The organism is Brucella haematophila, from assembly GCF_005938105.1.
Classification (GTDB): Bacteria; Pseudomonadota; Alphaproteobacteria; order Rhizobiales; family Rhizobiaceae; genus Brucella; species Brucella haematophila.
In genome coordinates, this window is the sequence record NZ_VCPE01000035.1 from 1 (window position 1) to 10,104 (window position 10,104).

The window sequence follows — 10,104 nt, forward strand, 5'->3', positions numbered from 1 at the left end:
GGGAGACCGGTTTTGGCTGTTGCGGGGGAGAGACCGGCGGCCGATCTTTCCCCCATTCAGAAAATCAGGTGAGCCGCGCAGCGGCTCTCATTGATGGGGTAGCGCCTTCGCGCCGCCCTTATTGCGTCAGTCGATCGTGACCCTATGGGCCGAAACGGGCTTGACGTGAGCCTTGGCGTAGCAGCGAATGGGCGGGCTTGGATGCCAAGACCGTTCATTGCGTTGTGGAGACTGGCAAACGGCGAGGCTGGTTCGGTGAGCTGGCCGTCAGTGCCGGCGAATAGAGCGCGGTGCCATTGGCAGACGCTATCAATTGATTTGTTTTATCGATGGATAAATTCTTCTAATACCTTGGTCCTATACTATAGTCGATGCTTGAAAATTTCTTCCAAGCTGCTCTAAATACGCCCCACACAGTGAAGTTCGTTGGCTATACGTATCATATATATTCCTCTCGTTTCTGTGTGCATTTCGAGCGGAATACTGGATCGAACGCCCCTGCCTCAATGGCTGCGCAAACGATTTTCCCCACGCCTGCGGCGTTCCTCGCGATCCAAAATCGCTTGGCTTCGCCGTCCTCCACTGTGTTCCGGCCCTTACGGGTGATGCAGAGCCTGAGTTCGCTCCGTTTCATCCGCATTGGCACAAGAAATGGAGAGGAATACTCTGATGACGAACCTAGTGAACTACATCAAGTTTGACGGCGATAAGGTCGCCGGAAACATTGCAACTATCACGTTCGATATCGACCTCGTAGGCGAAGCGGTTAACAGCGAAAATCCCAAAGCTCCTGTTTACCGCCTTTATGGCAAATCCCCCCGCAATCGCCGGATTGAGATCGGCGGCATCTGGCGCAAGAAAAATCAGCGCGATCGCGATTACTACACACTCACAGTCAGCACTGGCTTTGCCAAGCTAAACGCCAACCTCGGGCGCTATCCGGGGCAGGACGATGACAGCCTGATGGCCGTGATCCCTTGGGACTGAAGCAATAAGGGCGGCGACAACGCCGCCCCTTCCCTGCCACGCCGCAAGAGCGGGCAGCACATAGCAAAATCCCCCATTTTGCTTTATGTAGCATCTCGGAAGTGAGGTGCTTTATGATTCCGAAAAACTTGCTCTTATGCGCGCTTCTGGTCGCGATCGGCGGTGCTGATGCGGCTGCGCAGAGCATCAACAAATGGCCGATCTGTGGTCGTACCAAGCGCATTACCTGCATTGTCGATGGCGATACATTCTGGATGGATCGTGTCAAATACCGGCTTCAGGGTGTGGACACGCCTGAAACCGGCGATGGTGCCAAATGTGCGCGGGAACAAAAGCTTGCTGATGCTGCAATTCAAGAATTGCAGCGGCTCATGGAAACGAACCACCTCTATTTCCAGCGTCACCACAATGACCGCTATGGGCGGGTTATTGTGACGGTGCGAACGCAGTCAGGTGATGACATTGCCGATCTGCTTGTTCGCAGCGGTCTCGGCCGCCCCTATTTTGGCGGCCGTCGCGATGCCTATGAATGGTGCCGTGGGTGACAAGCGCGGGCAAGGGTGGGGAAGGTGCGGAAACCGGGTTTGGGGGTTTCCGCTGCAACATTAAACGCAAAACCGGACGGGCAAGGAGACTGCCCGTCCGGTTGATGCGCTGCGCAAGAATTACGCAGCGCCTTGCGGATTATGAAGTACGCTATCAGGCGGCGATTTCTTCTTCGTCGTCGTCGTCGCCTTCTTCCTCCTGATCGGCATAATAATGGCTCATGCCGCGACCATCCATGTTGTTGACGGCTTCGCGGTCGTGATCGGTTGCGAAGCTATTGAGTTCGGCAGGCAGCCATGCTCCGTCCAGTTCGGCGGTTGCGCGTTCCACCAGATCGGCTTTTTTGAAGGGCGCAAGGCTGGTTGCAAGGGCTTTGCCCTTGATCTGCTCGACGGCTGCGAGAATGACGGTCTTGGTGCTGCGCTCCAAGAAACCAAGATCAGAAAGCGTCATCCATGCTTCCGGCGTGGTGCCGAGTGCATTGGCGATCTGATCGCCATGCACCTTTGCACCTGCAAGCTGATACTGCCCGAACGGACGCAGCGACAGCGCAGTGAACACGGCTAGATGCTGCAAAAGATCGGCCTGTGACATTTCGAGGAAATATGTCCACCAATCGGCAGGGCGCGGCGGCAAGCTGCTGCGCAAGGCTTGTCTGTGCTGCTCGATTTCGATCAGGGGTTTCATTGTCTGGTTCTGGATATGGCTTGCGGCATCGGCCTTTTCTGCTTTGAGGGTGCTGGCGCTGACGGAAGCATACATTCCAAAGAACGTTGCTGCCTGGCTGTGAACGGTGATGGCTAGGGCTACATGGGCATTGCTGCACAGATCGGCCGCGATCGCTGCCGTTCTGACCGCTGCGAGTTCATTTTGCATCTTGGCGCTTGGGGCTGGCAAACCTTCGGGGCTGGTTTTGCCTGTGCCTTGTGCGCCGGATGCTTTCGGAGCGGATTTGAGCAAGCCGCGCTCGATGCGAATATCGCCATTGTAGCTTGTGACGATAGCGGCGCTGGCGCGCGCCTTGTCCTCGTCCAGATATTCACTGGTCTTGAATGAATCGATCTGCTCGGACAGCTCCTTATATTCGTCATAGAGCGCATCATCATCCGTCTTATCGAGCTGGATTTCGATTGCTCCCATGCGCTCCACCAACGCATCGAAGGCGGCTGATTGTTCCTCGGAAAGCGGAATGTTCTGCGGATAAACCCGCCCCTTATATTCCTGCTCCAACTCCCAATATTGGCCGTCGAAGAAAAACACCTCCTGCCAGCCTTCGGCCTTGATCTCATTGATCAGGGCATCGATCTTTTCGGCGGCAAGCTGATCGAGCAAGGCGGCATCTGTCAGATAAATGCCCCTGTCACCTTCCGCAAAAAGGTCTTGGTGAATTACGCCACCTGCGGCCTGATAGGCTTCCAGTCCGACAAGCTTCACGCGTTTGTCGGTTACAGGAACCTCCCCTTCTGTCAGCGCGGTGCGGATAGCATGGGAATGTGCGCGAGGGTTTGCGGTAAAGACATTGCACTGGCGTTCCTGATCGTCGCTGATTGCATAGGCGGCGACCTGTTCAAATTCGAGTTTTCCTTCGGTGTAGGCGGCGAGAATTTCAGGCGCAACCTTGCCAAGCTTCATCCGCTTTTTGACGACTGTCTGACTGACGCCAAAGGCTTGCGCCACGTCTTCGATGCTCTTTCCGGCATCGATCTGCGCGGCAAATGCACGATACTGGTCGGCGGGGTGCATCGGGGCGCGAATGACGTTTTCCGCGAGCGATATTTGCTCCTGATCTTGATCGCTGTCGGCAAGGCGGCAAGGCACAAGATAGCCCTTTTCAAGCTGCTTGTTTTTGGCGAGCGTTTGCAGGGCGCGCAAACGGCGACCGCCAGCAATAACGTGATAGTGTCCATCCTTTTCGGCGGGAACGATTACGAGCGATTGCAGCAAGCCATGAACGGGAATGGATGCAATCAGATCATCCACATTCTCCGCATCGGTGGTGCGCACGTTCAAAGGGGAAACGGCGAGTTTTGCGAGCGGGATTTGCAAGAAATTCTGTTGTGTAGACATGGCGGGTATCTCCTTGTTTTCCGCGTTGGGCGAAGCCGCTCCCATCCGCACGGGAATTGCTTCAGCTATTCCAAGGGCGGAGGGGGGTGGGCGCAGCCCGCCACACGACACGGCAACGAGCTGTCAGGGGATTGGATCGAGAGAAAACCGGAAGGTTCGCGCATAGCGTGAAAGCCGGTTTTGTCGAAGAGCCAACGCTTGCGCCCGTCCCTTGACCGATCGGGGACGTGCCGGCAGGCGGAAGAACAAATGAAGCCGGCCAAAGGCCGTCCGCTTAATTTCTAAGAAGCCTTCGCCTTCTCTACAGCGCTATATTGGGGCGCGTTCAGGCTACGGCTCGGCCTCTTCGAGGCCGTGACATTGCATCGCTGTCGCGACAGGTTTTTCATCTGCCATGCAAGAATGTGTTATGTTTCCTGTGATGAAAGGATTGCGGGGAATGAATTTGAACCGAAGGTTTTTTGTTTTAGGCGGCATCATGGCGATGAGCGGTTGCCAGACTGCGGCGCCAACTGATGACGCCGAGACAGTTCGAACAGATCGTGTTAGCGCGCGGCGCGTGGTTGCATATAAGACAACGGAGCGTCCAGGCACGATCATAGTCGAGCCATCGAACTACACACTTTATCTGGTGCAGCCGGAAGGCAAAGCCATTGCCTATCCTGTTGGGGTAGGCAAATCGGGTCATAGCTTCAACGGCCGCGCGACGATCGCGCGTAAGGCTGAATGGCCGACATGGACGCCGACTGCGAACATGATCGCGGCCGATCCGGTCGTCCGTGGTAGCCTTGCTGGCGGCGTTCAGGGTGGCGCTGCTAATCCGCTAGGAGCGCGCGCCCTGTATCTCTATCAGGGCGGACGCGACACGCTTTACCGGATTCATGGTACGAATGATCCTGCATCGATCGGAAAATCCGTATCGAGCGGATGCATTCGCATGTTCGACCGCGATGTGATCGAGCTTTATGACCGTGTGCCGCAAGGCTCACAGGTCATTGTCAGGGCATAGAATGGCTTGAAGCTAGATCTCGAAACCCTTCGAGGGTGATTGCTCATGCGAATGAACGCGGGCGAGCGTTTGGGAATTGGCTTGCTCGATAGCGCTGGCTCTCGATCCAATTGTTTCTGCACAGGCAACGCTTCTGCAGAACTCATGTATTTTATGTTGTGGCAGATTTGGAAGCACTTGGGACAAGCGTTCCCGATCCAGACCTTTCGAACCGTCATGCGCTTTGAAGTGTGTTTGAATGTCTTCGACAAATCCTCGCAATTCCTGAAGTGCATTTTTGTATTCGCCTCGGGCGATGATTTCAGAAAGCGCGTGACTTGGGACGTTCTCGACCATGCGCACAAGCGTTTGCGCTTGCGGCGACAAGTCATTGACCGGCTGGCTCATACGCTGGCGAAACCGTTCCTCGTCGCGTGTCAGGTCTGCGGTCATTGTATGATGAAGCTTGCCGTAATCATGCATGGCTGCGACGGCGAGCGGCAGCATGTCGATCGCCTTTTCTCTGGCCGCATCGGCACGCCCGAAAAGATTTTTTGTGCCGTGCAGTTCGCCCAGACTTTGAGGACTGTTGCGGATTTCCTGCGCGAATTCTGAGACCGGTCGGCGCTCGATCTCGATGCGCCTTTGCAGCTCGGCCAGCACGGCTTGCGGATCTTGCCAGACTGCGGCGACCGCTTTTGCAAGGTCTGCTCTGAAGGTTCGGACTTCTGGCAGCGTCTCGATCCTTTCAGCCACGGTCTGCGAGACGCTTTGCGGCCAATCATGCACTGCGGAGATCAATGGGCTTAGGTTCTGCACCTGTTGACTGAGCCCGGACGCAATAAAGGTTATTTCGTCGCCTGATTGTGGACGGGGTTCAGGCAGATCGATGACATTGCCAACGATGATCGAGCCATCATAGCGCTGCATCATGAAATTCGGTCCGGCCGCGCCGGTGAAACGGCCATGATAGCCTTCGCCGGCTTCAGTCGTCGCCATATAGATTCCATCCCATGAAGTGACATGGGGAGCCTGTGCCGGCCGGAATTTTTCTATCGCTCTTTGAGCGACTTCAAGAGCATTTACGCGCTCTGGATCGGCGATTTCTGCGAACATGCGGCGCATGGGAGCAAGATCGCCGTCTTCATGGGCGGCGATGGAAACAACCGTCATGCGCTCGGCGGATATGACGCCGAAGTCAAGAGGATGACCGGCCTGCTCGCCAAGGGCTTCGAAGAATGCGCGTTGCGTGCGGCCGTTGCCTTCGCGGAAAGGATGGATTGAATTCAGCCGTGCGAAGGCATCGGCGGCTTCATTGGTGAAGGTCGCGCGATCGAGGCCGCGCAGAAGATCTCGCGATTGCAGATCGGACATGAGGCTGTTTAAGCCGGTGTCGATCTGCCGATTGACGGCGAAGCCCTTGCCGCCACGCTTCTGCATGGTCGGCATTGAAGCCTGCGAGCCGTCGGCAAAGGTGAATGGCTGGTGGCGCAGCTCACCCGCCCATTCAAACACGTCCTGAAACAGATGCTTGTGCAGCGCCTGAAGGTGGGCTTTATCGAAGGTTGGCGCGGGGCCGCGCCCTTCATCGAGCTGGACGGCGCGAACCGATACGACACGAGCCACATGGCTTTCGAGCATTTCGTAATCGGTAATATTTTCCAGATTTTTGAGCGTATCGCTTTCGGGATAGGTGAAGGACATTGCGCTTAACGTCCGCGCAATGCCTTAGCCTGTTCCAGCATTTCATCGGAATCGATTTTGCCAGCGATATAAGCCTCATAAATCGGGTCCATTTCGGGACCTGCGGCGGCACCTTCGATTGCGTTCGAGCGAATAGCACGCCGAACGCTCTTGCGGCGGCGCTCCATTTCCTCGGCGCTGATTGCCGGGGTGTGGGTCTTATATGCAAGTGCCATGATCATTCCTCACATTGTTCGGTCTGTCCGTCCTGCGCTTTAGCGCGGTGTTTGCGGCTCGCTCTGGCTTTCGACAAGCTGTGACAAGCGTTCATACTGATCAAAGGGCAGGATAACGACTGTTGGCCTGCCATGCTTTGTCAGCGTAATCGGCTCGCGCATGGCTTCATCATGATAGCGCCCGAACTGGCGAACAAATTCGACGCTTGTAATCGTCTTTTCACTCATGAGATTGCCACTCGCATTTTTGCAAAACTTACATTCTGTATAATACAGAATTTCACAAACATGTCAATGATTGTCGTGATTCATATGATTGAAAAGCGCGGCATCACGACACGCGATCGCGCCTTATGCGGCGCGTTTGCGGGTGTTTTTCTTGCGTCCCAAGCCCATTTCTTTTGCGAGCTGCGAGCGTGCTGCTGCATAGCCGGGGGCAACCATTGGATAATCTGCGGGCAGGTTCCACTTGGCGCGATATTCATCAGGCGTCATGCCGTGCTGTGACGACAGATGGCGCTTGAGGGATCTGAATTTCTTGCCGTTTTCAAGGCAGATCAGATAATCGGGGGTGATCGATTTTTTGATCGGCACGGCCGGGACAGGCTTTTCCTCGGGTGGCGATGTTTTGACGCCGGTTTCCAGATTACTCAATGCCTGATGCACCTGCTCGATAAGAGAAGGCAGATCAGCGAGAGGCACAGGGTTATTGGAGACGTATGCTGAAACGAGATCAGTTGTCAGCTCAACGAGATCGTAGGCGGCATTCTTAGGCTGTGGGGTCATTTTCTACTCCTTTGGGGGATAGCAAAGGCTTCGCCTATGCTATCGCACATTTTTCATGACTATGAAAAAGAAAGCCTGCCGTGGCGGGCTTTTATCGGGGGGCGAAGCCCCCTGCCCCGCCTTAGCGGGGTTTTTTGTTCCATTCGGCACCGACTTCGATTTTCACGAATGCGGGAATGGAGAGGGTCAGCTTGATGGTGAAACGGCCGTTTTTGACGAGGGGCTTGACGAGCTTGGCGATGTAAGAGCGGATGCGGCGGCCGGTGCTGGCGAGGAATTTGAAGATTGCGTTCATGATGAGCTCCTTTGGTTGTCTGCGTTGATCGCAGGTCCAGGATGGCTCTCGGCGTTGAGCGCTGTTGCACCCTTCAGGGCCGAAGCGAAGCGAAGGACTTTGGGGGGCGTGAATTTTGGAGCGGCCTTGGCCGCGTCCGCGAGGAGCCTGCTTGCAGGCGGGGAAAAATCTCGACACACAAAGTTGCAATGGCGCGGCCGAGGGTCAAAGTGACCTGTATGAGATCAATGCTGACAACCAAAGGGGCGGTGATCGCGATCGTTCGCCGGCACTGGCTGCTGTGTCTGCACGCTGGCAGGCTCGCACCCGGAAAGTCCGTTTCACCATCAAGCTGACCCTCGGGCCGCGCTGATGATGATGCCGGATTCAAGGAACAAAAAACCCCGCTAAGGCGGGGCTTCGGTGTTTGATCAGGTTCGCAGAACGCTTGATATACGATGGGCTTCGGCGGCTTGTTTGATGGTTTTTGCCACACGCACCAGAAAGGCAGGGCTTAGGGTGCCGATTGGTCGGGTGTCTTCAAAGTCATAGGCTTTATCGAGGTCGACGCGGTTAAATTCATCCAGAATAAGCCAGCAAGGAAATGCCAGCCCTGCGCGGCGGCATTCGATTTGCGGGATGGCAAGAGACAGACGGTTTGCGTCTGGCTGCTGCGAGGTTATCGGAAAGAGGAACACGCGGCCGGGATTGTCTGGCGTGCGGATGACGATGCAGACTGGACGCGCCTTGCGGCCGGATTCTTCTCCTGCATCTGCCTGCCGCTTCCAAAGATAGAAGAATCTGACAACCTGCCCGCGCTCAAGCATCGCTATCGCTTTCATCCAGAATGGCATCGAGGCCATGCATCAATTCTGCATGAACGTGTGGGGGGGCGTCATACAGGCTGAACGCTTCGGCCTGCGTTTGCCCTGCCAAGCGCCGGTAAGCGTCGGCGGTCAGGATGACGAGTTTTTCCTTGCCGCGCTTTGTCAGCGCGACCGGCTCAATCATGGCAGTTTCCAGAATTTCGCCGGATGCGCGGTTCATATCTGAGAAGGAAAATTGTTTCATGTTTCCAACTCCTTTCTAACTACGTAATTTATGCGAATTACGTAGTTTATGCAACTCGCTATTTATAGAGTGGCATCATGCGCCTGTTGCGCAACTCGGCTTGCTTTGTCTCGAAGCGATAGCCGTCCCATTCGTTCCAGCATTCCCAGCCTTGGGGGGTTGCTCTCCCGTACCATACGCGCACTTTGACGCGCTCATGATCAAGGTGCGCGATGATTTCGACGGTAAAGGAGCCGCCCATTCCTGACGGGGTGTCATAGACTTCGATCTGACGGCGCTTTGTCATGACTGCTCCCCTCTGATGCGAATGGTCACGGCGCTGCGGCGGATCTCCATACGTCCGGAGCTTGTGCGCTCGTTGCTTTCGATGACAACGCGGGCGGTGTCATCGTTGCGCTCGGTGATTGAATAATGCCGGTATTTGCTTGCGCCTTTTGACCATCCGCGCCGGATGATTTCGGCAATGTGGCGCTTGTCGGTTGCGGTGATGTGATAGCCTTCGATCAGGCTGATGCTGAGTTTCGACATGGTGCGCCCTCCCCTATAGCAAGGCCAGTTGTTCGGTGTGGCTTGTCATCTGCACGATTGGGCGGCTTGCGATGCGCTGGCGCTGCTGGCGCTCTTTTTCGCGGGCTTCGGCGAATTCGAGGCAAATGATTTCGGTGATGATGCGCGTATCTTTCCAGTCGCTGGCATGAATTGAAGTGTCCACGCCGGCGCCTGCTTCCATCACAAGGCCGGTCAGCTTCTCGAAGTCTGTGGCGCGTCCTGTCTCCCTGCGCTCATAGTAAGGGCGGCCGGAATATTGGAAGCTTGCGGACTGCTGCGGCACGATGAAAGTGCCGTAGTCGGCCATTTGCGACGCAATATCGATGACATGAAATTCAAAGTCTGCGCCTTTGTAGCGCGGTGCGTCTGCGCTTCTGCGGACACGTCCGAAGGGTGGATTTCCGATTGCATAATCGAACATCTGGCCGTCGAGTTCGTCGTTCCACCATTCGCGCCAATCGAACACATCGGCACAAATCCAGCGGGCATCAGGGACAAGTTTTTTGCCGATCTCGACATAGCGGTGATTTCGCTCAACGCATATGATTTCGGTCGGCTGGTTTCCCCATTTGCTGCGCTCTTTGACGAAATAGGATAGCACGCCAATGCCTGCGCAAAGGTCGATCACGCGACCGGTGCCAACGTCGATTGCAAAATCGGACGCGAGGTCAAGGGGGGTGAAGAAAGCGCCGGCGGCTGCATTGTTGCATTCCGCGCCTTCATGCCAGTTGCTAAAAACGAATTCCTTTTCGTCCTCGGTGAGGCGATCCTTTGAAAGGATTGCTTCAGCCTCGGCATGGGCTTTGCGCTGTGCTTTTGTCAGTTTAGCCATTTTGGTTTTTCCTTTTTTCCTGATCCCGGAGGGGCAGGAGCCCCGCTCCTGCTCCCGAGCAGTCGGCGAACCGACCGGAGAGAGG

15 protein-coding genes are annotated in these 10,104 nt (G+C 55.7%); 4 read left to right on the top strand and 11 right to left on the bottom strand.

All coding sequences use genetic code 11. The features are described 5' to 3' along the window. Positions 1-669 precede the first annotated feature (669 nt). Both FGI60_RS25600 and FGI60_RS25605 read left to right on the top strand, forming a co-directional pair. Positions 670-987: a DUF736 domain-containing protein gene (locus FGI60_RS25600; RefSeq protein WP_138787517.1), complete on the top strand. Its 318-nt coding sequence runs from the start codon at positions 670-672 to the stop codon at positions 985-987. A 113-nt stretch (positions 988-1,100) separates the two neighbouring features. After that, positions 1,101-1,532 carry a thermonuclease family protein gene (locus FGI60_RS25605; RefSeq protein WP_138787518.1) on the top strand — a complete coding sequence of 144 codons (432 nt, stop codon included), beginning with the start codon at positions 1,101-1,103 and terminating at the stop codon, positions 1,530-1,532. 154 nt (positions 1,533-1,686) lie between these two features. On the opposite strand, the gene FGI60_RS25610 is transcribed toward FGI60_RS25605, so the two are convergent. Beyond that, entirely contained in the window at positions 1,687-3,600 is a 1,914-nt protein-coding gene (locus tag FGI60_RS25610; protein WP_171058858.1) for a ParB/RepB/Spo0J family partition protein, read from the bottom strand. Between the two features lie 478 nt (positions 3,601-4,078). Here FGI60_RS25610 and FGI60_RS25615 point away from each other — a divergent pair, with 478 nt between their 5' ends. Continuing rightward, complete coding sequence (locus FGI60_RS25615; RefSeq protein ID WP_328592680.1) at positions 4,079-4,609, top strand: L,D-transpeptidase; 531 nt, start codon at positions 4,079-4,081, stop codon at positions 4,607-4,609. Positions 4,610-4,621: 12 nt separating this feature from the next. On the opposite strand, the gene FGI60_RS25620 is transcribed toward FGI60_RS25615, so the two are convergent. The 5 genes from FGI60_RS25620 to FGI60_RS26385 all read right to left on the bottom strand — a co-directional run bounded on the left by FGI60_RS25620 (position 4,622) and on the right by FGI60_RS26385 (position 7,588). After that, positions 4,622-6,292 carry a Fic/DOC family protein gene (locus tag FGI60_RS25620; RefSeq protein WP_138787521.1) on the bottom strand — a complete coding sequence of 557 codons (1,671 nt, stop codon included), beginning with the start codon at positions 6,290-6,292 and terminating at the stop codon, positions 4,622-4,624. A gap of 5 nt (positions 6,293-6,297) precedes the next feature. Then, on the bottom strand, positions 6,298-6,507 hold the full coding sequence (locus FGI60_RS25625; RefSeq protein ID WP_138787522.1) for an antitoxin VbhA family protein: 210 nt from the start codon (positions 6,505-6,507) through the stop codon (positions 6,298-6,300). 39 nt (positions 6,508-6,546) lie between these two features. Further along, on the bottom strand, positions 6,547-6,735 hold the full coding sequence (locus FGI60_RS25630; protein WP_138787523.1) for a type II toxin-antitoxin system prevent-host-death family antitoxin: 189 nt from the start codon (positions 6,733-6,735) through the stop codon (positions 6,547-6,549). Positions 6,736-6,858: 123 nt separating this feature from the next. Beyond that, positions 6,859-7,293, bottom strand: coding sequence for a MucR family transcriptional regulator (locus FGI60_RS25635; RefSeq protein WP_138787524.1), 435 nt, complete (start codon positions 7,291-7,293; stop codon positions 6,859-6,861). A gap of 121 nt (positions 7,294-7,414) precedes the next feature. After that, positions 7,415-7,588, bottom strand: coding sequence for a hypothetical protein (locus FGI60_RS26385; protein ID WP_171058859.1), 174 nt, complete (start codon positions 7,586-7,588; stop codon positions 7,415-7,417). Between the two features lie 151 nt (positions 7,589-7,739). Here FGI60_RS26385 and FGI60_RS26445 point away from each other — a divergent pair, with 151 nt between their 5' ends. Continuing rightward, complete coding sequence (locus tag FGI60_RS26445; RefSeq protein WP_210238474.1) at positions 7,740-7,940, top strand: hypothetical protein; 201 nt, start codon at positions 7,740-7,742, stop codon at positions 7,938-7,940. A gap of 58 nt (positions 7,941-7,998) precedes the next feature. Here the strand turns inward: FGI60_RS26445 and FGI60_RS25640 are convergent, their stop codons facing one another. From FGI60_RS25640 to FGI60_RS25660, 5 genes are read right to left on the bottom strand one after another with little or no spacing between them, the layout of a single operon-like run. Next, positions 7,999-8,430 (bottom strand): type II toxin-antitoxin system PemK/MazF family toxin, encoded by a 432-nt coding sequence (locus FGI60_RS25640; RefSeq protein ID WP_235889940.1) that lies wholly within the window; start codon positions 8,428-8,430, stop codon positions 7,999-8,001. Further along, positions 8,387-8,638, bottom strand: a complete 252-nt coding sequence (locus FGI60_RS25645) for a type II toxin-antitoxin system prevent-host-death family antitoxin (RefSeq protein WP_138787526.1) — start codon at positions 8,636-8,638, stop codon at positions 8,387-8,389. The genes FGI60_RS25640 and FGI60_RS25645 overlap by 44 nt, the downstream gene beginning before the upstream one ends. Positions 8,639-8,696: 58 nt before the next feature. Then, the gene (locus FGI60_RS25650) at positions 8,697-8,924 is read right to left on the bottom strand and encodes a hypothetical protein (RefSeq protein ID WP_138787527.1); all 228 of its coding nucleotides are present in this window, start codon (positions 8,922-8,924) and stop codon (positions 8,697-8,699) included. Beyond that, positions 8,921-9,166 (bottom strand): hypothetical protein, encoded by a 246-nt coding sequence (locus tag FGI60_RS25655; RefSeq protein WP_138787528.1) that lies wholly within the window; start codon positions 9,164-9,166, stop codon positions 8,921-8,923. Before FGI60_RS25655 ends, FGI60_RS25650 begins: the two co-directional genes overlap by 4 nt. A gap of 13 nt (positions 9,167-9,179) precedes the next feature. Continuing rightward, positions 9,180-10,019, bottom strand: coding sequence for a methyltransferase (locus FGI60_RS25660; protein WP_138787529.1), 840 nt, complete (start codon positions 10,017-10,019; stop codon positions 9,180-9,182). Between the last annotated feature and the right edge of the window lie 85 nt (positions 10,020-10,104).

Bases quoted from the DNA above. Each gene is read 5' to 3' on its own strand.
- FGI60_RS25600 (WP_138787517.1), top strand. From the start codon at position 670: ATGACGAACCTAGTGAACTACATCAAGTTTGACGGCGATAAGGTCGCC.
- FGI60_RS25610 (WP_171058858.1), bottom strand. From the start codon at position 3,600: ATGTCTACACAACAGAATTTCTTGCAAATCCCGCTCGCAAAACTCGCC.
- FGI60_RS25645 (WP_138787526.1), bottom strand. From the start codon at position 8,638: ATGAAACAATTTTCCTTCTCAGATATGAACCGCGCATCCGGCGAAATT.
- FGI60_RS25630 (WP_138787523.1), bottom strand. From the start codon at position 6,735: ATGAGTGAAAAGACGATTACAAGCGTCGAATTTGTTCGCCAGTTCGGG.
- FGI60_RS25620 (WP_138787521.1), bottom strand. From the start codon at position 6,292: ATGTCCTTCACCTATCCCGAAAGCGATACGCTCAAAAATCTGGAAAAT.
- FGI60_RS25615 (WP_328592680.1), top strand. From the start codon at position 4,079: ATGGCGATGAGCGGTTGCCAGACTGCGGCGCCAACTGATGACGCCGAG.
- FGI60_RS25625 (WP_138787522.1), bottom strand. From the start codon at position 6,507: ATGGCACTTGCATATAAGACCCACACCCCGGCAATCAGCGCCGAGGAA.
- FGI60_RS25635 (WP_138787524.1), bottom strand. From the start codon at position 7,293: ATGACCCCACAGCCTAAGAATGCCGCCTACGATCTCGTTGAGCTGACA.
- FGI60_RS26385 (WP_171058859.1), bottom strand. From the start codon at position 7,588: ATGAACGCAATCTTCAAATTCCTCGCCAGCACCGGCCGCCGCATCCGC.
- FGI60_RS25605 (WP_138787518.1), top strand. From the start codon at position 1,101: ATGATTCCGAAAAACTTGCTCTTATGCGCGCTTCTGGTCGCGATCGGC.
- FGI60_RS25655 (WP_138787528.1), bottom strand. From the start codon at position 9,166: ATGTCGAAACTCAGCATCAGCCTGATCGAAGGCTATCACATCACCGCA.
- FGI60_RS25640 (WP_235889940.1), bottom strand. From the start codon at position 8,430: ATGGCCTCGATGCCATTCTGGATGAAAGCGATAGCGATGCTTGAGCGC.
- FGI60_RS25650 (WP_138787527.1), bottom strand. From the start codon at position 8,924: ATGACAAAGCGCCGTCAGATCGAAGTCTATGACACCCCGTCAGGAATG.
- FGI60_RS25660 (WP_138787529.1), bottom strand. From the start codon at position 10,019: ATGGCTAAACTGACAAAAGCACAGCGCAAAGCCCATGCCGAGGCTGAA.